Below are 23,166 nucleotides of genomic sequence, written 5' to 3'. Positions count from 1 at the left end.
TTCCTTCATAATGAGGCTCTTGCCCTCGCGGAGTTGTGAGGACTCGCGTATAGAGTCCCAATCTTGCAGGAATTAAGGGAGAAAACGCGCGCATGGTGGTGACGGAATTGACTGCCGTTATTCTGGTGCTGGCGCTTCTGATGGTGCTCATCAGTGTAGTGCAGCCTCTCGCGCGCCGACTTGAGGTTTCGGAGACTGTTCTTCTTGCTCTGGCCGGTATCGGTATCGGAGCCGGAGCTGATATCCTGCTGCGATCCTCCATAACCGAGATATTTGATGGAGCAGCAGAGACGCTGCTCTATTTTCCGATCAACAGCGAAGCCTTTCTCTTAATCTTTCTGCCTATACTGGTCTTTCAGGGCGCACTGGCGATTGATGTCAGACGACTGGCGCATGAGACTGCGACAGTACTGCTTCTGGCCGTCGTGGCGGTGCTTGTCTCAACCCTTACCATTGGTGGCGCGCTCTATCCTTTCGCGGGGCAGTCCATGGTTGTCTGTCTTCTGCTGGGTTCGATTGTCGCGACCACCGATCCGTCAGCGGTTGCGGGGATTTTTCGCGAGATCGGAGCCGCATCGCGCCTGACACGGCTGGTGGAAGGAGAGGCGCTTCTCAATGATGCTGCCGCTATCGCCATCTTCTCTATCCTTCTGGCTTCTGTCACCTCTCATCGCCATATCCAGCTCGGCGAGACGGTTATCGATTTTTTGGCCTCGTTTGGCGGCGCAATCGTTGTCGGTGTTGCTGTAGGCAGACTGACCCTGTTGATGATTGCCGGGCTTGGTGGGGCGGCCGCCGCCGAGATCACGCTTACACTGGCCCTGCCTTACGTTGTCTACATCGTCTGCGATGAATTTCTGGGTTTTTCCGGTGTGGTGGCGACAGCAGCGTCCGGACTGACCCTTTCTGTATATGGCCCATCAACATTCAGACCTCAGGTCTGGCGTTTCCTGAATGAGCTCTGGGTCCAGCTGGTCTTCTGGGCCGGGTCACTTGTCTTTGTTCTGGCTTCCATGCTTGTGCCGCGTCTCCTGATCGGGATGACGCGCTGGGACTGTGTGCTGATCTTGATTGCTACCGGAGCCGGTCTTCTGGCACGCGGAGCCGTGGTATTTGGATTACTCCCTGTTCTAGCTGCCTTCAAGCTATCGCCACCCGTGCCGGTTCCGTTCAAGACCACAATGGTGTGGGGTGGGCTGCGTGGAGCCATCACTCTGGCTCTGGCGCTCGCCGTGACCGAAAACCAGCGTGTTTCCACATCCACAGCGCATTTCATCGGCATCATTGCGACGGGTTTCGTGCTGATTACGCTTCTGGTCAATGGCACGACCCTGCGTTACCTCGTTGTGTTTCTCAAGCTCGATCAGCTACCGACCATGGATCAGGCCCTTCGACATCAGGTGCTGAGTAGCGGTCTGGCCCAGGTTGCCGAGCGCACTCATGATCTGGCTGATGAACTCGGTTTTGGTTCCGGTACGCAAAAAACCATTATTGGGCAGATCGAGCGCCGCGCGCAGGAAGAAAGCGAGGCTAATACATTTGACACGGCGCTTGGTGACAGACAGCGTGTAACTCTGGCTCTGATCACGATCGCCAACCGGGAACGCTCCCTGTTGCTCGATCTGTTCCGCATCCGGGGCCTTTCGCGTCGTGTCATGGAGACACTTTTGCGCTCTTCGGAAGCCATGGTTGACGGGGCCAGACTTGAAGGACGTTATGGTTACGTGCGGGCCTTGCGACGTCGCTTGCGTCCGACCTTACGTTTTCGTATGGCGCAGATGCTTCATCAGCGCTTTCATATCGACAAACCGCTCATGTATTGCATGTCAGAGCGGTTCGAGATGCTTGTTATTGCCCATCTTGTTTCGCTCTCCCTGATGCGTTTCATGCATCAGCGCCTCGAACCGACACTGGGAGTGCGTATCGGCGAAATCGTGTCAGAAGTTCTGGGGCGGCAGCGCCGGATGCTTGACGATGCACTCGAGATGATGCGTCTGCATTATCAGGGTTATTCCGAGGCTCTGGAAAGTCGCATTCTGCATCAGATTGCGTTGCGTCTGGAGGAGGAGGAATACGATGAACTCCTGTCCGACAACCTGGTCAGTGAGGAACTGCATCGCGAGCTGCTCAAGGATGTTGAAAAGCGACAGGAGCGTCTGGAAAAACCTCTTCGTTTCAATCTCAAGAGCGGTATCGAGCAGAGATTGCGTTCTTTTCCTGCTTTTCGTGGAGTGCCTGATGGCGTGCTTCATGATCTGGCGATGAATATTTCTCTGCGTTTTGCCTCGCCGGGTGAGGTGCTTCTGCGTCGTAACGGTAAAATCCGTATGGTCTACGCCGTGGTGGCCGGCCTCGCTGAAGTGCATATTGCTGAACAGGATGTGCAGTTCGGGGCAGGGGATCTCATCGGGGCTGCGGCGCTGATCAATCATTCCTTTTCGCGTGGAACAGTGCGAACAATGCAGTTCTGTCATCTGCTCGCTATTCCGGCGCATCTTTTTCGTCGTCTGGTTGAGGACTACCCGATTGTCAGGAGAACCATTGACGAAAGAGCAGAGGCTCGTCTGGCAGACGGCCATCGTCTGTCTCTGGTGCTTGGTACAGACAAGGAGCCATTCATTCCTGCTCGTGAGCAGATTACAACGGTGGTGGAGCCCAAAAAGCACGATTGATGAGGTTAGGTTCATGCTTGGAGAGGTGCCATGCATGAATCTGGGTCTGCGTGTTCGTTTACCTTCGTTTACGTGTATCTTGTGGATGGATGAGAAATGCCTTGCGAACCAGTCATACTGACAGAAGATCATGATCAATCGCTCCTCTTCCTGAAATCCATAAGTTCGATAAGATATATTATGCCAACTGATATGGGAATGTCAGAGATCAGAGACGGATTATCTCTGATCTCTGACACCGGATTTTCTCTGGCGCGCCTATGCCAATGCGTAGCTGCCGAGCTCGGCACCCGTCTGATTGTCAACTTCCTTGAGAATCACGCCGTAACCCCAAAGCATACCCAGATGTTCCAGGGTCAGCCTTGCATCCGTAGGTTGTAAAAGCTTGCCGGGTCTGGTGCGATGTTCCAGGCGCAGAATGCGATCCCCGGTCAGATCTGCTCCTACGATCTCAATCTCCTCCGCCAGAAGCCCCGGATCATACGAGGCGGCGATCGAACGACGTATGTCACGATACCCTGTGTCGTCATGTATCGCATCGACCAGAAGATAAGACTGGGAAAGATCGTCTTCGAGCCGGAAAAAGCGGAAATCGCGGATGACCTTGGGTGACAGGAATTGCTGTACGAAACTCTCGTCACGGTATTCGGCCCAGGCATGATGCAATGTGCCGATGGGGTCACGGTTACCTGCATGACCGGGGAACCACATGCGGTCCTCTTCTGTCGGATTGGTACAGACACGGGCAATATCGGACATCATGCGAAGCCAAGTGCATAAGGGTTGAAGTTCGGCCCTCCCCCTTCATCGAAACCGCGTTGCGTAATGACATTGCTGGTAGAGTGAATAACCTCCAGTATGGCTGCATCGTCGATCAGTTTCTTGTCATGCAGACGGTGCATGATGAAATTGTGCACCCAGGTGGCGCAGCTCATTCATGAGTTTTGCCTGGGGTTGAGGATAAAAATACTGCGCTATGAGGCGTACGATCCGGATGATTTCCCGTTCCCAGTTGGCCAGTCGCGTGCATTCTTTTCCAGAAAATAGAGAATATTTTCTTCCGGCAAGCCGAGTGCAGCAGTCTGGGCGCCTGTATTGGCTGTAGTATCAGCCTGGACCTGATTATCAGGCAGTGTGCGCCAGAGATCATTGAAATGTTCGTCCTCATAGGCGCGTCGCTCTCTTGCGCGCTCCTGTTCCTGACGCAAATCGAGACGCTTGCTGCCAGTATGACGATCGACGCCCTGACTTTGCAGTGCGTGGGCGGCATCCAGAATTCGTTCTACTGCCTTCACCCCGTATTTCTCTTCGCAGCGTGCAACATAGCCACGAGCAAACTCAAGATAGTCGAGGATCTGGGTTGAATTCGTCCATTCACGAAAAAGGCGGTTATTCTTGAAGAAATGATTATGGCCAAACGCAGCATGGGCGATAACCAATGCCTGCATCGTCGCAGTATTCTCTTCCATCAGATAGCTGATGCAGGGGCTGGAATTGATTACTACTTCATAGGCTAGCCCCATCAGTCCACGTTTATAGGCGTTTTCATGCGAGACGAAACGTTTGCCTGCAGACCAGTGCGGATAACTGATTGGCATACCGTGCGACGTATAGACGTCCAACATCTGTTCTGAAGTGATGATTTCGATACGATTGGGATATGTATCGAGCTTGAGCTCCTCGCTTGCAATACGATCGATTTCTCCGTAGCAATCGCGCAGGATCGGAAAGCTCCAGTCTGTGCCTGTATAAAGCATGGTCACTCCCCTGCCCGTTCGGCGGCGCGACGGGCAAAAAGCTCTCTGAATACCGGGAAGATATCGCGCCTGTCCTGTACCTGACGCATAGCAAGGTGCGGCTTGTCATCCGCGATGACCTTGTAACCTCGCCACAGATCAGTTTCGCTGCGCAGGAAAGCACCGCCAATACTGACTTCGACATAGGCGAAATATTGTACTACCGGTAATATGGCCTCGGTCATCAAGTGGTTTACACTGCTCATATCGGAAGAAATATTGTCGCCGTCCGAGACCTGGGCAACATAGATATTCCATTTATTGGCAGGAAAACGCTCTTTCTGTACCTTGTACATGAGATGCAAGGCCGTGGATACGACCGTACCGCCAGTACGTGGATCGGTAAAAAACACGTCTTCCTCGACTTCTTCCGCCGTTTCGGCATGTCTGATGAAGACAATTTCCAGTTTTTCGTAGCGTTTTTCCAGAAACACATGCAACAGCATGAAGAACTGCTTACCCAGTTCTTTCATTTTCTCGGTCATGGAACCCGAGACATCCATGATGCAGAAAATGACTGCCTGCGTGGTTGGTTTCGGGACAGGTGTAAAACGACGATATCTCAGGTCAACCGGATCGACCCAGGGGATGCGTGCGAGCCTCTGGCGAAGCAGAGTCTGGCTCTCGCGTAGCTCCTGAAGGCGCAGGAACTTCATTTCTGTCAGTGGTCGTTCATTTTCCAGCGCCGTGATTTCGGCTTCGATATCGATCAGCTCCTGGGGTTTGGGACGTTTTAGACCGATACGACGTCCCATCGATCGCCGCATGGTGCGGCCGAGGTCAATTTGCGAGGGTGAGCCGTCGCTTGTGAGACCCGATCTGCTGTTAGACAGAAAAGAGACAGAGGTCACCTCGCGTTTGACGAGATCGGGAAGTTCCAGATCATCAAAGAACAGATCAAGAAATTCTTCGCGCGACAGCACGAAGCGATAGGAGTCCTCTCCCCCGCCCTGCTCGCCGGCCCCGTTTCCATCTCCACCCCCCTGGCCCTCGCTTTCAGGAGGACGGCGCAAACGATCTCCCTTGACGAATTCCTTGTTGCCGGAGAGCACCAGATGGCGTGTGCCGGCATCGAATTGCCTGTGAAAGCTGGGCTCATGCAGGACATCGGCAGGGATCGAGACCGCGCTATCCTGGCCAATCTCACGAATGCGTCCCTGAGCTGCGGCATCTCGCACTGCAGTCTGTATGGCCTGACGTGCTCTCGACAGGACACGCTGCCGGTTCTCGGTGTTCTTGCCATGCGGATTCGGGCGCCTGTCTATGATTTCCATGAAACGCTCCGTTTAAGTGAGATCAGGCAGACTGCTTGACGCGCATGTACCATTCGACCAGACGCCTTACCTGGCGCTCGGTATAGCCACGCGCGGCCATACGGCTGACGAACTCGTCATGTTTTCGTTCGCTGGTGCTGTCCTTTTTCGAGCCGAAGCTGATCACTGGCAGCAGGTCCTCGACCTGGCTGAACATCCGCTTCTCGATAACGTCACGGATCTTCTCGTAGCTCGTCCATGACGGGTTATGTCCGCCATTCGCAGCTCTGGAGCGAAGCGAGAACTTGACGACTTCATTTCTGAAATCCTTCGGGTTCGCGATACCCGCCGCTTTTTCGGTCTTGCTCAGTTCGGCATTCAGCAGATCGCGATTCATCAACTGACCGGTATCCGGATCCTTGAAGTCCTGATCCTCTATCCAGGCATCGGCGTAATCGAGATAGCGATCAAAGAGATTCTGACCGTAATCATTATAGCTCTCCAGATAGGCTTTCTGGATCTCATTACCCAGGAATTCGGCATAACGGCGCGCCAGATCGGATTTGAGCGATGCCAGATAGGCGGCCTCCACCTCTGCGGGAAACTGCTCACGACGCACCGCCTGCTCGAGCACGTACATCAGATGCACAGGGTCAGCCGAGATCTCGGACGGGTCATGATTGAAAGTGGCCGAGAGCACCTTATAGGCGAAGCGGGTCGAGATGCCTTCCATGCCTTCATCGACGCCGGCGCTGTCCTTGTACTCCTGCATGGCGCGCGCCTTGGGGTCGGTCTCGCGGATATTCTCGCCGTCATAGACGCGCATCTTGGCGAATTGGGTCGAGTTGGGGTGCGATTTGAGACGGGACAGCACAGCAAACTGCGCGAGCATTTCGAGCGTATGCGGTGCGCAGGGCGCTTCGCCCAGGGCTGAAGACTGGATCAGCTTCTCATAAATCTTGGATTCCTCGGTGACGCGCAGGCAGTAAGGTACCTTGATGACGCAGACACGGTCGAGGAAGGCCTCATTGGTGCGGTTATTGCGGAAAGACTGCCACTCAGCTTCGTTCGAATGGGCCAGAATCACGCCGGTAAAAGGAATGGCGCCGATATTTTCGGTGCCCACATAATTCCCTTCCTGCGTTGCCGTCAGAAGGGGGTGCAGCATCTTGATCGGTGCCTTGAACATCTCGACGAATTCGAGAAGTCCCTGATTGGCACGGTTCAGACCACCGGAGAAGCTATAGGCATCAGGATCGTTCTGGCTGAAGTTTTCGAGCTGGCGGATATCGACCTTTCCGACCAGCGCTGAGACGTCCTGATTATTGTCGTCACCCGGTTCTGTCTTGGCGATGGCGACCTGACGCAGCTTGGACGGGTTGAGTCGTACCACGGTAAAGCGCGAGATATCGCCGTCGAAATCCTCGAGCCGCTTGAGCGCCCAGGGGCTCGCAATGCCGGTCAGAACGCGACGGGGAATGTTATACTGCTCAAGCAGGGAAGCCCCGAAACGCTCGGGGTCGAACAGACCGAGCGGGCTCTCGAAAACGGGGCTAATCTCCTTGCCCGCCTTGAGCACGTAGATCGGCTCGCGCTCCATCAAGGTCTTGAGACGTTCGCCAAGCGAGGATTTGCCGCCGCCGACCGGGCCGAGCAGATAGAGAATCTGCTTGCGCTCCTCCAGCCCCTGAGCGGCATGGCGGAAGAAGCCGACAATCTGCTCCACCGCGTCTTCCATACCGTAGAAATCAGCGAAGGCGGGATAGGTACGTACGGTGCGGTTCATGAAAATGCGGCTCAGCCGCGGGTCACGTGAGGAATCCAGCATGACCGGCTCGCCGATGGCCTTGAGCATGCGTTCCGCGGCGCTCGCATAGCTGGCAGGGTCTTCGCGGCACAGAGAGAGATAGGAAGCCAGCGACATCTCTGTTTCCCGACGTTCCTCACGGAACGAGGAAGCCAACGTAAAGACGTCCGAGAATGAACTCATGACTCATGTGCTCCGATGGACCTGCCACTTTGCCGGGGGGCGAAACGGTCATACCCACCGAAAGACATGCAGGCGATAAGTCGGGAAGTCAGGCTACGGGGACGACAACAGGTGCGGAGACATTGCTGTCTCAACATTAAAAAACTGACCCGGAATACCGGATTTTGAGGGAAATCAAACGTTGTGCAAAAGGACCAGACTGACCCGATATGATGACGCTATCGCGATGTTGAAGCGCGCATCAACAAAAAACTGGATCAACGTCGAATTATTTAGGGGTGAAAAACCATGCCGTCATAACCGGGCTCTATCCCTTTCGGGAGCTTCCTGCGAAGCGTCTGATAATCGAGCCCAGGCCCCATATGTGTCAGGATGGTCCGTTCCGGCCGGAGTTTCTCGCACCACTCGATCACCAGATCGACCCAGGCATGAGCCACATGTGCTCATACTGGAAACAACCAACCACCCAGGTTCTTACGCCCTTGAGCGCGAGAAACGAGTCTTCACTCAGATGCTCGACATCGGTGGAATAGGCGAAGTCACCACAGCGGATTCCTGCTGTCGGGATACGGTAATGCCGCTGTTCGAAAAGCTGGACCTCAAGATCGCACAGTGCAAGACGATCGGTGAGCGTGATCTTGTGAGGTTCGGGCACCGGGCGAAAAAAACCGGTTCCACTCCAGGGGCGGAAGGCATAACTGAATCGTGCCTCCAGTTCCTGCATCACTGTTTCGGTCGCATAAAGCGGCAAAGGGGCATCCAGCATACGGTTGATGGCGCGTAGTTCATCGAGCCCGGCGACATGGTCCGCATGTTCATGGGTGTAAAGTACAGCATGGACCACGCCGATCTTCTCGCGCAGCAACTGGGTGCGTAGATCGGGCCCTGAATCGACCAGGAGACGCTTGCCACTGTCAGCTTCGATCACGATAGAAGAGCGTGTCCGCTGATTGCGTGGCTCAGTCGGGTCGCACAAGCCCCAGATCCCTGCCCCATCTGCACCGCCCACCATGGGTACGCCACCAGACCCACCGCAGCCGAGGATCGTTACTTTCATGCAGCGCGCCCGAACAGGGTGAAGAAATTTTCTGTTGTCAGCTCGGCGAGCGTCTGGGCTTCCATGCCCCGTTCCTGTGCAAGACGCGCAGCTGTATAAGCAACATAGCCTGGCGTATTCGGCTTGCCGCGCTTGGGAACCGGGGCCAGAAACGGGCTGTCCGTCTCGACGAGTATACGGTTCTGAGGCATTGCACGTGCCACTTCACGTATTGTTTCGCATTTTGGAAAGGTCAGCAGTCCCGAGAAGCTGATATACCCTCCTAGCTCAATGGCGATGCGTGCCAGATCAGGTCCGGAGGCAAAGCAGTGCAGCAGGAACGGGAACGCTCCTCTTGCATGCTCGTCACGCAATATGGCTGCAACGTCAGCATCCGCCTCACGTGCATGGATGACGAGGGGAAGGCCTGTCTTTCGCGCCGCTGCAATATGAACACGAAAGCTTTCTGCCTGGGCTGCGCGTATAGGCTGCGCACCGTGAAGATAATCCAGCCCTGATTCACCGATGCCGATCACATTTCTGGCTTCTGCCTGCTGTATGATTGTCTCGACATTAGGGAGGGGCTCTTCATCAACATGGTCAGGATGGGTCCCGATGGCGCACCAGACACGCAGCTCTGGGCTATCAAAACGGGTCAGATCGATCTGTGTCTGGGCATGTGACAGGCGCGTACCGATGGTCGTCATGCCGGACAGCCCATGCTCCTTAGCCAGAGCAAGGGCTGCCGGTATATCATCCAGCCGATCAAGATGGCAGTGAGTGTCAATCAGTCCTGTCATGCGGTCGCCTCTGGCTCGACATGACGTGGGAAAAGACCCTGTGGTGCCGGCAGAGAAGTACCTGACACGAGGCTTTCGGCCAGTGAGGCGATATCACGCTTTTCCTGTGCCACACCGAGCTGGGTAAGAAGCTTGTCCATTGTGCCGGGCATGTAGGGCTGCAACAGAATGGCGATATGACGCAGTGCTTCATGCAGCACACGCAGAACCGTTGCCATACGTACAAGATCTGTCTTTTTCAGCGCCCAGGGGGCCTGACGATCAATATAGGCATTACAGGCTCGTATCAGTTTCCAGACTTCTTCCAGAGCATCTGTAAGGGCAAAACGTCCAAGCTGGCCACGCATCAGCGTCGGCAGAAGCGAAGCACTGGCAAGCAGGGTTGTATCGTCCTCGCTGAGTACATCAAAAGCAGGCAGGCTTGCGTTGCAATTGCGGGCGATGAGACTCAGTGTGCGTTGCGCAAGATTGCCGAGGTCATTGGCAAGTTCGACATTCAGGCGGTTGATGAGTGAACGTCGGCTGAGATCGGAATCGCCGCCAAACGGGACTTCGCGCAACAGGAAGAAACGCACAGGATCAAGTCCGAAATCGCGCACCAGATCGCGCGGGTCGATGACATTGCCGATCGATTTGCTCATCTTCTCGCCTTCGATGGTCCACCAGCCATTGGCATAGACCGATCGTGGCAATTCAATACCGGCAGCCATCAGGAAGGCAGGCCAGAATACGGCATGAAAGCGGATGATGTCCTTGCCGACGATGTGGGCCGAGGCAGGCCAGTAAGCCATGCGCGAGGCGCTCTCATCAGGATAACCGAGTGCCGAAAGATAGTTGGTCAACGCGTCGAACCAGACATACATCACATGGTCCGGATCGTTCGGAACCGGGATACCCCATCTGAAGCTTGTGCGGCTGATGGAAAGATCCTTCAGCCCCTGTTTGACGAAGCTGACGATCTCGTTACGACGACCGGACGGGCCGAGGAACTCCGGATGCTGTTCGTAGAGTGCCAGCAGTTGGTCTTCAAAGCTCGAGAGACGGAAGAAATAGGAAGGCTCACGCACCCATTCCACCGGCGCTCCTGTAGGGGCGGTCTTGTAGCCATCAGCATGGGTGGTCAGCTCATCTTCGGAATAGAAGCATTCGTCGCGCAAGGCGTACCAGCTTCATACGCGCCGAGGTAGATATGACCATTGGCCGCAACCTTTTCCCATAATGCCTGGGCAGCCTGCTTGTGACGCGGTTCGGTGGTGCGGATGAAATCGTCATAGGAAATTCCCATGGCATCAGCCATGCTGCGGAAATCCCTGGCAATACCATCAGTAAAGCACTGCGTGTCGATGCCGGCAATCTGCGCAGCCTGCTCGACTTTCTGGCCATGTTCGTCCGTACCTGTCAGGAAGAACACATTCTTGCCGTCAAGCCGGTTGAAGCGGGCCAGAACATCGGCTGCGATAGATGTGTAGGCATGACCGATATGCGGTGCGCCATTCACGTAATAGATGGGAGTGGTGACGTAATACCGTGAAGTCATGGGGCACTCGCTATGGAGGCTGCCTGTCTGACAGCCTGATTCTTGTCCAGATTGAACCGTTCTGTCTCGCGCTGGAGCGCCTGAAGGGAAGAAAAGGCTTCTGCGGCCTTGCTGGCCTCGTTCAGCTTTCCCTGCCCGGCCAGAGTTCTGGCCCGGTTCGCAAGTGCTTCTCCTAGCAAAGAACACAGCAACGCAAAACCATCATCGTGGCGCAAGAGTCCCGCCACGGTGTCAGGGTCCGTAATTTCTCCGGTTTCTATCAGAGCGTTGGCAAGGTCGCGCGCCGCTTTGTCTGTTCCCTGATCGGTTTCAAGAACACGGCCGGGCATGCCGTGAGCCTGGCCGGATAGTGTCTCAAGCTCGTCCCCGCTCAGGCCATGATAACGGAGAACCTGTCGTGTCTGTTCTTCAGGAAGTGTGTCAAGTGCAAGAAGACGGCAGCGGCTCCTGATGGTTGGCAGCAGAGCCGAGGGGGTTGGACAGGTCAGGAAAAACACGGTCTTGCCGGGCGGTTCTTCAAGAAGCTTCAGAAGCGCATTGGCGGCATTGCGATTGAGTGTTTCGGCGGCGTCAACGATAACGACGCGCCATGCGCCGTCCGCTGCTGTATGATGCAGGAAATCCTGTACAGGTCGTACATCGTCAATCACAATTTCCTGCCGCAGACGTTTGCGTTTTTCGTCCATGCGCCGTGTGATCAGGAGGAGATTGGGATGGGTGCCCGCGCTGATCTGGCGCCCTGCCCGGCTCTGTGGATCAGCCCCGTTCAGCAGGATGCGGGCGCAGGCAAAGGCGAAGCATGTCTTGCCTATGCCTGTATCACCATGGATTATCCAGCCATGATGCATCCGGTCGGTCCTGTGGGCTTTTACAAACAGGGTCAGCTCGGCCTCGTGTCCGATCAGCGGCAGGACAGCCGGATAAACTGCTTTGTTCATGAGGGCAGATAATTCATGACAACTGAAAGAATGTCGGCGGCGACCTCATCGGGTGTGCGGCTCGCGTCAATACGCCTGATGCGGCGTGGTTCTTCATTGGCCAACGTGTCGAACCCGGCAGCAATACGCTGGTGAAACGCAATTGCCTCCTGTTCGTAGCGGTCTGTTTTACCTCCCCGTGATGCAACACGAGCCGCACCGAGTTCAGGGGGTACATCGAGCAGGATCGTGAGGTCAGGTTCGCAGGCGAGCAGACCGCGCACCGAGCGGATGAAATCGAGGTCCCTCGTCGCGCCACGAGCCAGGCCATAGCCTTGATAGACCAGCGTTGAATCATGAAACCGGTCACAGATCACACTCTCGCCGCGTGCCAGAGCCGGCAGAATGAGACTGTCAAGATGATCTGCGCGTGCCGCCATGTGGGCAAGTACCTGCGCGCGTTGCGACAATGGTGCTTCACTGAAAAGAATCAGTTCCCGCAATGCTTCGGCGCCGGGAGAGCCCCCAGGTTCACGCGTAAGATGTACCGTGTGTCCCAGTTTGGACAGCGCGGCATGGAGGAGACGGGTCTGTGTTGATTTGCCAGCCCCTTCTCCACCCTCAAAAGTAATGAAAAGCCCTTTCACGCCTTAGCCATGAGGCGCAGGTTTGGGGCCATGGCCGAGGCGTGCCATTGCGCGCCCGACCAGACCCAGACGTGGCACGGCGTTGGCGGCTACCAGATCAAGACGGATATCGGGCATGCCCTGGTTCTGAAGCACGAGTGCTCCAATTGTCTGACCTGCCATGACCGGTGCGATGGCAGGGGATGGATATTCCACGCTGATCCTGGAGCGTTGCTGCCAGCCATGCGGCAGCGTCAGCACAATATCCCTGGTTCCTACAAGTGGTACTTCGGCAGAGGTGCCCATATAGACGGGCATGTGATCAACAACCTGACCGTGATGGAAAAGGGTTACGTTCTCGAAGTTTGCAAAGGCCCAGCCAAGCAGGCGTTCACCCTCATGGGCACGTTCATTCATCGAGCTCGTGCCATTGATTGCCATGATGATGCGTCTGCCGTCGCGCTTGGAACTGGCGCAAAGCCCAAATCCGCCAGCATCGGTATGACCTGTCTTCAGGCCATCAGCCAGCCCTTTGTCAACCAGAACGTTACGATTGCCCTGCTTGATATTGTTGAACGTAAATTCCGTGGCGGAGAAAAGATGGTAATATTCGGGGTAGTCACGGATCAGATGCATGGCGATGCGACAGACGTCGCGTGCGCTCATGTACTGGGACTCATTCGGCAGACCGGTGCAGTTCATGAAATGCGTATTGGTCATGCCGAGTTTGGCGGCAGTCTGGTTCATCAGATTGACGAATTGTTCTTCAGAACCGGCAATCCCCTCAGCCAGCACGACACAGGCGTCATTGCCGGACTGGATGACCATACCTTCAATCAGATCAGATACGCTTACACTCTGGCCAAGTGGCACGAACATCTTGGAGCCTTGTGTGCGCCAGGCCTTTTCACTGACGGGTAAAGACTGGGTAAGCGTCAGATGTCCTGCCTTCAGCATGCCGAAGGTGACATAGGCGGTCATCATCTTCGTTAGCGATGAAGGTGGCATATGGTCATCAGCTGCTTTTTCAAGCAGGGTCGCGCCTGTATCGAAATCGATGATACAGGCCCAGCGCGCCACGGTATCCAGAGGGCCGATCGGTGTAGTGGCCGGCGTTCCGGTTGGCACAGCAGTCATGCCGGATGCAGCGACAGAGGCGGCTTTTGCGGCGGCTTTTCCTCGTCGCGGGCGTGCAAAAGCAAACTGAGTTGAAACGGCTAACCCAGCCGCACCCGAAAGCAGAAAACGTCTTGTCCGCACATCAACACCTTATTTGGCCACGATATGCGCGCCCATACCACCGCATTGGCGCGCTTTTGCTAATGCCCTATCCGCCTCGGGCACAGTTGTGAAGGGCCCGAGTGCAACCATCCATGGAAGTGTAGCTGCCCGCCCTGCCTGTCGTGTGATTTCCGCGCCACATTGCGCTGCCACCTGGGCGGCTGCCGCATGGCCTGAAAAACTGCCGAGTTCGATATGGTAGAGGGGGGATTCGGCCATACCCTGCATGACAGTCTGAGGCATTTCGGCAGAAACAATTTACGGGAACTGTCGGTCTTGTCTCCTGATTTCAGGCCAAGCGTATGCGTGCTGCCGTCGTCAAGAGACTGCGCGATAATGGCTTCTCTCGGTGCTGCGGCAATATCGAGTTTGGGCGCATCCGGATTAGAATCGGCTATTTGCCGACTGACGGCCTCATCGACACTGATCTCGACAGGTGTCGGCTCATCACCCATGCCGAGCAGACTGGCCACACGTGGCGTAACTGCAATCAGGCGCCCGGATGAAGCCGGTCCGCGATCATTCAGTCGGACCCTGACAATCCGGCCATTAGCCAGATTGCGCACGCTCACGACAGAGGGGAGTTGCAGGGTCTGATGTGCACCGGTCATTGACTGAGCTGACCAGATCTCACCATCTGCCGTAACGCCGTCTTTAGGAGGAGACTGGATGATGGCAAGTCCCGTTTCTGTCATGTCGAAACGTTCGGAGGGATAAAACCAGGAGTCACTCCCCTGCCAGGCCTGTCCGGTCATGTAATGAGGGCTGGCCTGTTTTGTCGTTTCCTGATGGTGGCAACCCACAAGCGTCGCGCCTGCGCCCAACAGTGAAACGAATGCTTTAACCGATCTCATAACCGAGCAATCCTACACCGAGCGCGTAATAATCTGACGGGTTATAGCGTCGGATAACATCAAAATTATGATAGACCATGAAAGCTTCTGTACCCGGGCCATCTGGCCGGAGGACGGCACCCGTTACATCCTGGCGGGAGAAGACTGAACCGTCCTCCCGGCGCACACCCAGAGTCGACCAGGCTGCCAGACTTTGCTTGTTGCTGCGACCAAGCTGGCTCTGGGGAATATCCTGTGTCAGCCTGACCGCTTGTCCCCATGGCTCATCTGCATGCCAGCCGGAACCATGCAGATAGTTGGCGACAGAAGCGAAGACATCCTGTTCACTTGACCAGATATTGCGTCTGCCGTCATGATCGGCATCTACAGCATAGCGAAGATAGGCGCTGGGCATGAACTGAGGCTGGCCCATGGCACCAGCATAAGAGCCCAGCATGTTTCCGGCTGGATATCGCCGTGGTCGAGGATCTGAAGTGCTTTCAGCAGTTCACCGCGGAAAAAGCTTGCTCTTCGCCCGTCATAGGCAAGGGTAGCGAGCGCATCGATAACCGAAAAAGTACCGATTTTGCGGCCAAATCCTGATTCAAGCCCCCAGATTCCCATGATCGCGCGCGGATCAACACCGTAATTCTTCCCTGTTTTATCCAGAAGCGCGCCATATTGCTGCCGGGCAGCCTGCCCCTGGCTGATGCGCGTCGTACTGATGACACGCTTGCGATATTGCGCCCAGGTCAAGGTAAATTCGGGCTGATGCTGGTCCAGTTTGATGACGCGTGCATTTGGCTCAGTTGTCATCGCCAGTGCGCGAGAAAGTGTGGAGCCTGATATGCCTTTACCCAGCGCCTCAGCTCGAAGCGATGAAAGGAACGCAGCATAGTTGCCCTGCGCAGCGGGATTAGCCGGATGCTTGCGCGTTCGTGCAACGCTGCTCCCGCAGAGAGAGGGAATGGCCGTAACAGCGACCATTAGCGAGCGTCGAGTCAGCACAGTGTCATCCTTGCCTGTTCAGTTCAGCCGTTGCTTGCCGACCGTCCTAGCGACGAAGCGGACGGCCCTCAGCAGCACCATGCATGATGAAGTGCAGGAATGGATTGATCGTCAAGGGAATGTCGGGATTGGCAGCAATATATTCCAGGACGTTGAAATGGCCGTTCGGATTTCGCCCTTCGAGATAGCCGTGCGTCAGGAAATGCTCGACAGCGTCAATGCCGCAGGCCCCGACATCCGGATAGGTTTCGAGGTACCAGCTGGCGTCGAAATAGAGGGCCTCTACCGGATAGCTCTTGACCGTCTGAGCTGCTGATTCATTCGAGGTCTGGATTTCGGTCGGGTTTTCATCCCCTTCCCCGGAGGAAGGGGACGGTATTTCAATCGGAGCAGTTGACGCTTCTTCAGCGGGTGGCTCCGCTTCATCCGAAGCCTGAAGCAGAAGCTCATTTGGCGATCTGGACTCTGCTGCCGAGGTTTTTCTCTTCTTTGCGGTGGTGGCTCGTGGCCTGACTGTTCTCGCCAAAAGTGAATTCCCTAGATACGATAAAGAGCTCGCTGACGGCTGAACCGTGTGAGAAATGAATTCTCCGAACCCATCAGGTTTGACTAAATGTTCCCGCCAAAAGCATGATTATCCATGCCTGCCCGCCAATGGTATTGCAAGTCAGACAGTTTCAACCATGTCACTACATTTCTGTGTTATATTGCAACATGTTCATGTTCTTTGAAGTTTTTTCTTTATAGAGAGTTTACTGGAAAATGTCTAGTGACAAACCATGCGACCAAGTTGGCATTAACGATTATTTCGTGACTAAATAACGATATGGGCTTCAACGCCTGTTTTATGTGATGCTTATCTCACTATTTTGAATTTTCTGATCCATTTTCGTTATACAGCCAATGCCTGCGTGCGATGAAAAATGATTGGAGGACAGTTACGTTTTTCTGTTCCAATGGCAAGGTTATCTATCTTCCTATGGTGTCGGCTGGTCGAATGAATAAAAAAGTCCCTGCTCCCACGGTGAGCCTCATTGCTGTCGCGAAAGAGGCCGGAGTTTCGCGGGCGACAGCATCACTCGTTCTGCGTAACAGCCCCCTTGTGGCCGAGCCAACCCGCGCCCGCGTCAAGGCAGCCATGGAAACACTTGGCTATATCTATAATCGAGGTGCCGCCAATCTGAGGCAAAACCGTACAGGAACGATTGGTCTTGTTCTCTCAAATATCTCAAATCCTTTTTTCAGTACGCTGACGGCAGGTGTTGAGGAAGCCAATGATGCGTCGGAAGCCATTTGTCTGATTGCGAACACGGCCGACTCACCCGAGAGACAGAGTCGCCAGATCAGGCGTCTGCGCGAGCATAATGTTGATGGACTGATCATCTGCCCGGCTATAGGAAGTGACCAGAAGCTGATTGATGAACTCACGCGTCTCGGCCTACCCTATGTTCAGGTATTGAGAGAAATTCCTTATGCCAGTGGTGATGTCGTAACAGCCGATTACGCTCTGGGGATTGAGCGAGCCATGGCCCATCTCGTTGAGACCGGAAGAAAACGGATTGTTTTCATCGGGGCGATGGAAATGCATTCGGCGGCGCTTGCACGACTGGACGGCTATCGCTCGGCAATCAGACATTTTGGCCTGGAGGAACTGCCAGTCATCGCTGGCACAAGAGATCATCGTTATGATGAAGAGGCGCTCGACAGGCTTTTCGATTTGCCCGAGCCACCGGACGCGGCCATCTGTTACAATGACCTCATCGCTCTCACCCTGTTTCATCATCTTGGGCGGCGCGGCATGATTGTCGGGACAGATTTTGCAGTCATTGGCATGGATAATCTTCCTCAGGCTGCCGCGGCCTATCCACCTCTCACAACGATTGCGACCCTTCCGCAGCGTATAGGCGCCGTAGCGGCTACTCTCCTGCAGAAACGTCTCATGCAGCCCGAGCGACCGGGAGAGCGCTTTGTCATCACACCGGAGCTGGTGTTGAGAAACAGCTCATGATTCCAGAGACGTCGAACCTCTCTGAAGATCACACAAGCGTGACCTTATCTGCACATTAATCATGTGACTTTTGTTGTAAAAAGGCGTTCTGATGTCATTACAGTTTGTTTAGGTCAGTCTGATCCCGTCTCCCCTCTCCGGTTTGCGCTTTTTCCTGCTGAGCAGGGCGCTTTTTTGAGGCGAATTTAGATCGATCTAATTGCTTCCAGCGGAACCGGCCGACAGGTGGTTCAAGGTGGTCTGTCATGATGGTTGAGAATATCTACGTGCTGTTACCGAGAATTTCTGCTCTTGCGGGGCAGATCCTGTTGTCGCGCCTTTTCAGACATATCACGGAAGGAGCCACGCGATGATGTCTCTTGCCATGAACAAGAACAACGCCCCCGCCAAGACCCTGGCGAGCATGTCAGACATGCAACGGTCCCCGGTTGGTAGTGACGAAAATGATGCTCTATCGCGTCCCGAAATGCCCGAAGCAGAACTGCGTCGTGCAGCCTGGACCTGCTCCATAGGGAGCGCGATGGAATACTACGATTTCGCCCTTTACAGTCTCGCTTCAGCCCTTGTTTTTGGGCCTCTTTTTTCCCCAGCAATATCCCCGGTCTGGGACTCGTCGCAAGTTTCGCCACTTATTTCATCGGTTTTGCGGTACGGCCTATAGGCGGTATCGTCTTTGGCCGGCTGGGTGACCGGCATGGTCGCAAAAAAGTCTTGCTGATTACCGTTACGCTGATGGGATTGGCCAGTGCGCTGATTGGCCTTATTCCGTCCTATGCGAGTATCGGTATAGCGGCACCGCTGCTTCTGGTTCTGCTGCGTATGGCTCAGGGCTTTGGTGCTGGTGCCGAACAGGCTGGTGCAGCCGTGATGATGACAGAATCAGCTCCCAGAAAGCGGCGGGGCTATTATGCGGCTCTTCCCTTTCTCGGTATCCAGCTCGGTACGGTTACAGCGGGCATTATCTACTATGTCATGCTGACCGGTGTACCTGATATTACCCAGACAATGCTCTGGCGTGTGCCGTTTATTGGCAGTGCGCTGCTCCTCGTCATCGCTCTCTACATGCGTCTGCGTCTGAAAGAGTCACCAACATTCGAACAGATCGAGAATGACGAGCGTCGGGAGGAGGTCATGTCGATCCGGGAGACACTGACTGCATCATGGAGGCCTATTCTCGCCGGTCTTGGCTTGCGTATGGCCGAAAATGGTGGCTCGTCGATCTATCAGGTCCTGGCGATCAGTTATCTGGTCCATACGATTGGTATGAGCAGCCGATGGGGAACGCTCGTTCTTATCGGGGCGGCAGTTGTCGGAGGCATCACGATTCCCGTGGCAGGTCTGTTGAGTGACCGGTTCGGGCGTGTTCGTGTCTATCGTGGCTTCGCGATACTTCAGGCAGTCAGTGCATTGCCCGTCTGGTATGTTTTCAGCCAAGGCGATCCGTTGAATTCAGCCATTGCGTTGTCATTCGCGCTCGGTGTGGCGACCTGGGGCATGTTCGGCACCCAGGGGGCCTTTCTGCCCGAGATGTTTGGCCTTCGCCACCGCTATACAGCAGTCTCCTTCACGCGGGAATTTTCATCCGTCATTGCGGGAGGAGTGTCTCCAATGGTTGGACAGTTCCTTATTGCAATGTTCGCACGGTTCCATATCGGCGGAATCAGTAGCGGCAAATATGCCTGGATTCCGCTTGCCAGTTACGTCGTGCTTCTGGCTGGCCTCGCGATCGTGGCTACTTTCTACATTCCCGAAACCAGAGGACGTGATCTTTTGGCCCAGGAGGACGCGTTGTAGCGCTTTGCTCTCAGTCCTGCAGCTCCGGCCTGTCGTGCCGGACCATCTCCTTTCCTGATCCTGGGGCGTTTTATGAGCATTGTCGACTTCTTTCACCCTGACCATCCTGAGTGCCATTCGCTTTCGCCATGCGCCCGTCAATTCCTCGCAGTACGAAATGGTGAGCGCTCCCTGAGCACGCTGGATGCAGGCATTGTACCTGTAACAGAGAGCGAGGCCTATGACATCCAGGACGAGGTCGTTGCGGCTCTCGTTGCAACCCAGGGTAAAGTGGCAGGCTGGAAGGTCGGGGCTGCATCGTCTGGCAGCGTTCCTTTTGCAGCCCCTCTTCATGAGGCCACCTTGTTTTCGGGCGATACGAGTCTGCCGGTAGGGTTTTGCCGTTATTACGGTGTGGAGGCTGAAATCGTTTACCGTTTCGGACGGGATCTGCTGCCTCGTGAGCGGCTCTGGACGCTTGATGAGGTTCTGGAGGCCGTCGACACTGTCCATACAGCCATCGAGATTATTGATACGCGTTTCGAAAAACCAAATACCCAGCCACGTCTTGCCCATCTTGCCGATCAGGGCAGTCACGGTGCCCTGATTATCGGTGAGGGCCAAACAGCATGGCACGGATTGAGTCCGGTTTCGGAGACCGTACGGCTTGCCCTGAGTAGCGGTCATCTCATTGAGCATATCGGTGGCAATTCAGCGGGAGATCCCAGGCGGCTTCTCGTCTGGCTGGCTAATCATGCCAGTGCGCGTGGCCTGCCGCTTCGGGCTGGAGATGTCGTTACGACGGGTTCGATGACTGACACGATTTTTGTGCCTTTAGGAACGATCGCAACGGCACAGATTGCCTCGCTCGCGCCTGTCTCCGTCACGCTTCCTTAAAGCAAGAAAGAAAACACATCGATGAAGCCTCATCTCCTTCTGATCGAGCCAATGATGCCTGCGGTCGAAAAGGCGCTCGACGAGTCCTATGTTGTGCATCGATGGCAGAAAGACGAACTGCCGAAAGATGCGCCAATACGTGCGATCGCAACAGGCGGCGGCACCGGCGTCCCTCGTGCCGTTATGGACGCACTGCCCGCACTGGAGATTATTGCCATAAACGGTATCGGCACCGATGCGGTGGATCTGGTTGAGGCGTCGCGCCGCGGGATTGCTGTTACTGTGACGCGTGATGTGCTGACAGACGATGTGGCCGATCTTGCCATGGCGCTCATGCTTGCTTCGATGCGTGATCTTTTGCCTGGTGATCGTCTCGTACGTGATAATCTCTGGGGCAAGCAGGTTCTCCCTCTGGCCCGCAAGGTGTCAGGTGCAAGAGTGGGTATTGTCGGTATGGGTCAGGTCGGTCAGGCTATTGGCAAGCGGGCCCAGGCTTTTTCGATGCAGGTCTCCTATTTCAGCCGACGTAATCTCGACCTGCCGGCCTTTCCTTTTGTGAGCAGTCTGCCTGCACTGGCAGAACAAAGCGACATTCTTGTCGTTGCAGCTTCCGGCGGCGCGCAGTCCCGCAACCTGGTTGATCGCAAGGTCATTGATGCGCTTGGTCCTGACGGATTGCTCGTGAATGTGGCCCGAGGCACTGTGGTGGACGAGCAGGCACTGGTTTCTGCATTGCAGGAGGGGCGTCTGGGTCGTGCAGCGCTTGACGTCTTTACCGATGAGCCAAATGTACCCGACGCGCTAAAGACCATGCCCAATGTGGTCCTTCAGCCACACAGAGCCTCTGCCACGATTGAAACGCGACAGGCCATGGGGCGGCTCGTTCTGGATAATCTCACTGCCCATTTCGCGGGCTCGCCACTCCTGACCCCGGTGACTCCCCTGTTCTGATGCCCTAGTTTTTCCGCTTCCGGTGGTCTGATCTGAGGGTCAGACGCCCTGACGCACTCACTGCATTTCAGGGTTTGGATAATCATGACAAACAGAGTTGCAATCATGAGCCTGGCCATGCTGGGCGCGCTGCTCTTTTCTGCGCCTCAGGCGCAGGCACAATATCGTGGTCCTGTCTCGGAAACAGCACCCCTTTTTGCGCTCGATACGCCAACATCCTATGCCAATACGCCTTTTACACCACCGGTGGAAAACATGGTGTCGGGCTGGGAACAACTGGTAAAGAAGCTCAATCGCAAGGGAGTTGGTATTGTCATCGACTATACCAGCGAAAGTGCCATGGCGCTGAATGCCGGGCATGCCGGAGATGCCGGGTATGCGCATCAGATCGGGGTGGAACTGGATCTGGACTGGTCACGGCTGATAGGATGGCGCGGCTTTATTACCCATGCTGTTATCGTCAATCGGGCAGGACATAACATGGCAGCAGATCTTGGTGAGCGATCACTTAACGGCTTTCAGGAGATCTATGGTGGTGGTGGTAATGTTGGCGCCCATCTCGTTTACATTTATGGCACGCAGGATCTGTTCAGGAACAGGCTGCAGATTTCCCTGGGAAAAATGCCGGTAAATATAGATTTTGCCAATTCACCGCTCTTTTGCACCTTCATGAACAAATCCAATTGCGGCATTCCCAAATCCCTTACACGGACAGCAGCGGGTTATGGGACCTATCCCGGTTCGACATGGGGGACGCGTCTGCGTTACTGGCCGCTACACGGTATCTACATGCAGACTGGTCTTTATGGGGTAAATCCCTATCTCAATACCAATCAGTATGACCGTACAGGTTTCCGTATGGGAACAGAGCTCTATACGGGGGTGTACATCCCGACCGAGATCGGGCTGATTCCGTCCTTTGGCAAACATAATCTGGTCGGGCATTACAAATTCGGCGTTGCCTACGATTCATCGAATTACCGCGATCTGTTCCGCGATATAAACGGTAATGCGGCTGCAGAGACCGGGCTGCCTTATGGCTGGACAAATGGCAAAACCCAGATCTGGCTTCAGGGTGATCAGATGCTGATCCGTAACGGTACAGGCCCGCTGAATGGACTTTATGTCCTTGCTGGCGCCACAAAAAGTCAGGGCAAGAACAGTCTTTACGACTGGCAGGTTTATGCCGGTATTGTTGATCGCGGTCTGATCAAGGGGCGGCCCAAGGATACATTCGGCATCGAGTGGTCCGAAACATTTGCCAGCCCTGATCTCGTGGCATCTCAATGGATACGGTATCGCAAGGGCCTGGCCCTGCCCGGTAGCGCAACCTATCCCCAGAGTCATCTTATGACATTCGAATTGACCTACAGCATCCATGCGTTCCGAGGCTTGTCGATCCAGCCGGATTATCAGCATATCTGGCGAACAAACCTTCAGGCCGATAAGCCTCAGGTCGATGCTGTAGGACTTAAGATTCACGCTGTGCTTTGACAGACGTGAAGTGACAGAAGCGTCGTTCGACGGCACGATCCGGATCATGACCGACAATCTGATATTCCGCCTCAAATTCAGGCAGTTGCTGTTACTGCGCCAGATTGGCCGCGAACCGGCTCTCAACAGGGCAGCGCGTTCTCTCAATCTCTCCCAGCCAACTGCGTCAAAACTTCTGCAGGATATCGAAACGGATCTGGAGGTGCAGCTTTTCGAGCGACACACGCAGGGGCTGACTCCTACACGTGCCGGCTGGTAGCCATCAGGCATGCGCAGCAGATCCTGGCTGATCTT

At 55.1% G+C, this 23,166-nt stretch carries 19 protein-coding genes and 5 pseudogenes; 8 read left to right on the top strand and 16 right to left on the bottom strand.

Annotation, left to right across the window (positions count from 1 at the left end; translation table 11 throughout):
- The first annotated feature begins 92 nt into the window (after positions 1-92).
- On the top strand, positions 93-2,672 hold the full coding sequence (locus tag JCM25354_RS07675; RefSeq protein ID WP_025885581.1) for a cation:proton antiporter: 2,580 nt from the start codon (positions 93-95) through the stop codon (positions 2,670-2,672).
- Between the two features lie 258 nt (positions 2,673-2,930).
- Here the strand turns inward: JCM25354_RS07675 and JCM25354_RS23820 are convergent, their stop codons facing one another.
- The 16 genes and pseudogenes from JCM25354_RS23820 to JCM25354_RS22395 all read right to left on the bottom strand — a co-directional run bounded on the left by JCM25354_RS23820 (position 2,931) and on the right by JCM25354_RS22395 (position 16,275).
- Entirely contained in the window at positions 2,931-3,083 is a 153-nt protein-coding gene (locus JCM25354_RS23820; RefSeq protein ID WP_456303684.1) for a hypothetical protein, read from the bottom strand.
- A 126-nt stretch (positions 3,084-3,209) separates the two neighbouring features.
- Positions 3,210-3,574, bottom strand: a pseudogene (locus tag JCM25354_RS23815) (SpoVR family protein); the annotation flags it as partial.
- A complete protein-coding gene (locus JCM25354_RS23000; protein WP_279379557.1) occupies positions 3,558-3,662 on the bottom strand; it encodes a SpoVR family protein in 105 nt (34 codons plus the stop codon). The gene JCM25354_RS23000 and the pseudogene JCM25354_RS23815, both read right to left, overlap by 17 nt.
- The gene (locus tag JCM25354_RS22995; RefSeq protein WP_279379555.1) at positions 3,647-4,429 is read right to left on the bottom strand and encodes a SpoVR family protein; all 783 of its coding nucleotides are present in this window, start codon (positions 4,427-4,429) and stop codon (positions 3,647-3,649) included. Before JCM25354_RS22995 ends, JCM25354_RS23000 begins: the two co-directional genes overlap by 16 nt.
- A gap of 2 nt (positions 4,430-4,431) precedes the next feature.
- Complete coding sequence (locus tag JCM25354_RS07665) at positions 4,432-5,742, bottom strand: YeaH/YhbH family protein (protein ID WP_025885580.1); 1,311 nt, start codon at positions 5,740-5,742, stop codon at positions 4,432-4,434.
- A 22-nt stretch (positions 5,743-5,764) separates the two neighbouring features.
- Positions 5,765-7,711, bottom strand: a complete 1,947-nt coding sequence (locus JCM25354_RS07660; RefSeq protein WP_025885579.1) for a PrkA family serine protein kinase — start codon at positions 7,709-7,711, stop codon at positions 5,765-5,767.
- Positions 7,712-7,983: 272 nt separating this feature from the next.
- Positions 7,984-8,768 (bottom strand): annotated as a pseudogene (locus JCM25354_RS17465) (MBL fold metallo-hydrolase).
- On the bottom strand, positions 8,765-9,547 hold the full coding sequence (locus JCM25354_RS07650) for a TatD family hydrolase (RefSeq protein WP_025885578.1): 783 nt from the start codon (positions 9,545-9,547) through the stop codon (positions 8,765-8,767). Before JCM25354_RS07650 ends, JCM25354_RS17465 begins: the two are co-directional and overlap by 4 nt.
- Positions 9,544-11,084: pseudogene (gene metG / locus JCM25354_RS17460) on the bottom strand (methionine--tRNA ligase). The gene JCM25354_RS07650 and the pseudogene metG overlap by 4 nt, the downstream one beginning before the upstream one ends.
- Positions 11,081-12,022, bottom strand: coding sequence for a hypothetical protein (locus JCM25354_RS07640; RefSeq protein WP_025885577.1), 942 nt, complete (start codon positions 12,020-12,022; stop codon positions 11,081-11,083). The pseudogene metG and the gene JCM25354_RS07640 overlap by 4 nt, the downstream one beginning before the upstream one ends.
- On the bottom strand, positions 12,019-12,648 hold the full coding sequence (gene tmk / locus JCM25354_RS07635; RefSeq protein WP_025885576.1) for a dTMP kinase: 630 nt from the start codon (positions 12,646-12,648) through the stop codon (positions 12,019-12,021). Before tmk ends, JCM25354_RS07640 begins: the two co-directional genes overlap by 4 nt.
- Before the next feature lie 3 nt (positions 12,649-12,651).
- Positions 12,652-13,887 carry a D-alanyl-D-alanine carboxypeptidase family protein gene (locus JCM25354_RS07630; protein WP_025885575.1) on the bottom strand — a complete coding sequence of 412 codons (1,236 nt, stop codon included), beginning with the start codon at positions 13,885-13,887 and terminating at the stop codon, positions 12,652-12,654.
- Positions 13,888-13,896: 9 nt separating this feature from the next.
- Positions 13,897-14,127 (bottom strand): SPOR domain-containing protein, encoded by a 231-nt coding sequence (locus tag JCM25354_RS23395; protein ID WP_369345745.1) that lies wholly within the window; start codon positions 14,125-14,127, stop codon positions 13,897-13,899.
- A 245-nt stretch (positions 14,128-14,372) separates the two neighbouring features.
- A pseudogene (locus tag JCM25354_RS23390) lies at positions 14,373-14,603 on the bottom strand (septal ring lytic transglycosylase RlpA family protein); the annotation flags it as partial.
- Positions 14,604-14,748: 145 nt separating this feature from the next.
- A pseudogene (locus JCM25354_RS17450) lies at positions 14,749-15,746 on the bottom strand (lytic murein transglycosylase).
- A gap of 49 nt (positions 15,747-15,795) precedes the next feature.
- A complete protein-coding gene (locus JCM25354_RS22395) occupies positions 15,796-16,275 on the bottom strand; it encodes a hypothetical protein (protein ID WP_025885574.1) in 480 nt (159 codons plus the stop codon).
- Between the two features lie 498 nt (positions 16,276-16,773).
- Here JCM25354_RS22395 and JCM25354_RS07610 point away from each other — a divergent pair, with 498 nt between their 5' ends.
- The 7 genes from JCM25354_RS07610 to JCM25354_RS07575 all read left to right on the top strand — a co-directional run bounded on the left by JCM25354_RS07610 (position 16,774) and on the right by JCM25354_RS07575 (position 23,131).
- Positions 16,774-17,757, top strand: coding sequence for a LacI family DNA-binding transcriptional regulator (locus JCM25354_RS07610; RefSeq protein ID WP_243443957.1), 984 nt, complete (start codon positions 16,774-16,776; stop codon positions 17,755-17,757).
- Between the two features lie 349 nt (positions 17,758-18,106).
- The gene (locus JCM25354_RS22390; RefSeq protein WP_025885572.1) at positions 18,107-18,418 is read left to right on the top strand and encodes a hypothetical protein; all 312 of its coding nucleotides are present in this window, start codon (positions 18,107-18,109) and stop codon (positions 18,416-18,418) included.
- Complete coding sequence (locus JCM25354_RS07595) at positions 18,352-19,551, top strand: MFS transporter (RefSeq protein ID WP_369345746.1); 1,200 nt, start codon at positions 18,352-18,354, stop codon at positions 19,549-19,551. The genes JCM25354_RS22390 and JCM25354_RS07595 overlap by 67 nt, the downstream gene beginning before the upstream one ends.
- A gap of 72 nt (positions 19,552-19,623) precedes the next feature.
- A complete protein-coding gene (locus JCM25354_RS07590; protein WP_025885570.1) occupies positions 19,624-20,427 on the top strand; it encodes a 2-keto-4-pentenoate hydratase in 804 nt (267 codons plus the stop codon).
- A gap of 21 nt (positions 20,428-20,448) precedes the next feature.
- A complete protein-coding gene (locus tag JCM25354_RS07585) occupies positions 20,449-21,378 on the top strand; it encodes a 2-hydroxyacid dehydrogenase (protein ID WP_025885569.1) in 930 nt (309 codons plus the stop codon).
- Positions 21,379-21,483: 105 nt separating this feature from the next.
- Positions 21,484-22,872 carry a carbohydrate porin gene (locus JCM25354_RS07580; protein ID WP_243443956.1) on the top strand — a complete coding sequence of 463 codons (1,389 nt, stop codon included), beginning with the start codon at positions 21,484-21,486 and terminating at the stop codon, positions 22,870-22,872.
- 10 nt (positions 22,873-22,882) lie between these two features.
- Positions 22,883-23,131: a helix-turn-helix domain-containing protein gene (locus tag JCM25354_RS07575; protein WP_148301434.1), complete on the top strand. Its 249-nt coding sequence runs from the start codon at positions 22,883-22,885 to the stop codon at positions 23,129-23,131.
- The last annotated feature ends 35 nt before the right edge of the window (positions 23,132-23,166 follow it).

It is taken from the genome of Asaia prunellae JCM 25354, from assembly GCF_000613885.1.
Taxonomy (GTDB): domain Bacteria; phylum Pseudomonadota; class Alphaproteobacteria; order Acetobacterales; family Acetobacteraceae; genus Asaia; species Asaia prunellae.
This window is presented reverse-complemented; position numbering and strand designations above follow the sequence as displayed.

Bases quoted from the DNA above. Each gene is read 5' to 3' on its own strand.
- JCM25354_RS07640 (WP_025885577.1), bottom strand. From the start codon at position 12,022: ATGAACAAAGCAGTTTATCCGGCTGTCCTGCCGCTGATCGGACACGAG.
- JCM25354_RS07665 (WP_025885580.1), bottom strand. From the start codon at position 5,742: ATGGAAATCATAGACAGGCGCCCGAATCCGCATGGCAAGAACACCGAG.
- JCM25354_RS07580 (WP_243443956.1), top strand. From the start codon at position 21,484: ATGAGCCTGGCCATGCTGGGCGCGCTGCTCTTTTCTGCGCCTCAGGCG.
- JCM25354_RS07675 (WP_025885581.1), top strand. From the start codon at position 93: ATGGTGGTGACGGAATTGACTGCCGTTATTCTGGTGCTGGCGCTTCTG.
- JCM25354_RS22390 (WP_025885572.1), top strand. From the start codon at position 18,107: ATGATGTCTCTTGCCATGAACAAGAACAACGCCCCCGCCAAGACCCTG.
- JCM25354_RS22995 (WP_279379555.1), bottom strand. From the start codon at position 4,429: ATGCTTTATACAGGCACAGACTGGAGCTTTCCGATCCTGCGCGATTGC.
- JCM25354_RS07660 (WP_025885579.1), bottom strand. From the start codon at position 7,711: ATGAGTTCATTCTCGGACGTCTTTACGTTGGCTTCCTCGTTCCGTGAG.
- JCM25354_RS07590 (WP_025885570.1), top strand. From the start codon at position 19,624: ATGAGCATTGTCGACTTCTTTCACCCTGACCATCCTGAGTGCCATTCG.
- JCM25354_RS07650 (WP_025885578.1), bottom strand. From the start codon at position 9,547: ATGACAGGACTGATTGACACTCACTGCCATCTTGATCGGCTGGATGAT.
- JCM25354_RS07585 (WP_025885569.1), top strand. From the start codon at position 20,449: ATGAAGCCTCATCTCCTTCTGATCGAGCCAATGATGCCTGCGGTCGAA.
- JCM25354_RS23395 (WP_369345745.1), bottom strand. From the start codon at position 14,127: ATGGCCGAATCCCCCCTCTACCATATCGAACTCGGCAGTTTTTCAGGC.